Origin of the sequence: Streptomyces klenkii, from assembly GCF_003626645.1 — a bacterium.
GTDB lineage: Bacteria > Actinomycetota > Actinomycetes > Streptomycetales > Streptomycetaceae > Streptomyces > Streptomyces klenkii.
Genome location: NZ_RBAM01000174.1, coordinates 1 through 1,090 on the forward strand (window position 1 = coordinate 1; position 1,090 = coordinate 1,090).

General features: G+C 78.3%; 1 protein-coding gene and 1 pseudogene. Both read right to left on the reverse strand.

Annotated elements, in window-relative coordinates; translation table 11 throughout:
* Window positions 1-167 (reverse strand): annotated as a pseudogene (locus tag D7231_RS35565) (phosphoribosylamine--glycine ligase N-terminal domain-containing protein); the annotation flags it as partial.
* A gap of 96 nt (window positions 168-263) precedes the next feature.
* Window positions 264-914 (reverse strand): hypothetical protein, encoded by a 651-nt coding sequence (locus D7231_RS35570; RefSeq protein WP_120760529.1) that lies wholly within the window; start codon window positions 912-914, stop codon window positions 264-266.
* Between the last annotated feature and the right edge of the window lie 176 nt (window positions 915-1,090).

Here is a 1,090-nt window from a genome sequence, read left to right on the forward strand (position 1 = left end):
GCGGCGACGGCCGGGCCGTCCGCCGCGTCCACCGGGTGCAGGGTCGCGACCCCGGCGATCCCGGCGTTCCCCGGCGCGCAGTGCAGCTCGGTGACGGCCGGGTCGCGGGAGAGGGCGTGGCAGAGCGCGTGCTCGCGGGCACCGCCGCCGATGACGAGGATTCTCACGAAGCCCCAGCGTAGTCGCGGCCGCCGGGCGCGCCGCCCGGGGGCCGTGGCCCCTGCCCGCGGCCCCCGCCTCCCGCCCGCCCCCGGCCCGCCGGCTCAGCTGAAGACGATCATCGAGCCCTGGGCGAGGCTGCGGGTGGCGGCCGTGTGGAGGGCGTTCCAGACGTGGCGCTCGCGGGCGAAGGGGCCCGAGCCGTCGTCGGGGTCGGCGGCGGGCTCGTCGAGCCGGGTGGGGCGCGCGGGGGGCGTGGGGGCGGGCGGGGGGTTGCGCGGGTCGATGCCGAGCACCGGCGCGACCGCCTCCAGTTCCCGCAGCAGTCCGTGGCTCGACCCCAGCGGTCCGCCTCCGGCCAGCAGGGTCTCGTTGACCACCGGGCGCGGGAAGTCCACCGGGACGTAGGCGCCCGCGTGGTCGAAGTGCCAGACCAGGTGGGCCTGTTGGGCGGCGGCCTCGAACATCTCCAGCAGCTGCTGGTAGTCCCCGTCCACGCCCGCGACGGGCGTCACCGGCAGGCCGCTGAGCTGGAGCAGGTAGGCGCGGCGCAGCAGGTGCAGGGCCGCGTAGTCGAAGCCCGCGACGGGGGCCACCTCGCCCGAGAGGCCGGGCACGTAGCCGAAGACCGGCACGGGCGGCTGGCCCGCCTCGGCCAACGCCCGGTCGTACTCGGCGAGTTCCTCGGCGAAGGGGTTGTCGGGGCTGTGGCACAGCACGTCGACGAGGGGCACCAGCCACAGGTCACAGGCCACGTCGGCTCTCTCCGGAGGGGGTGGGGACGGGGGACTCGGGGCGCGCGGCCGGCGCCGGCCCCCGGGCCAGGGTAGAGGGGCAGCCGGCTCAGGCTCCGGCGATCCGGGTGGCGAGCCCGAGGGCGTCCGCGCGGGGGGCGTGCACCACGCGCCCGGTCTCCCCGGCGTCGCGGCGC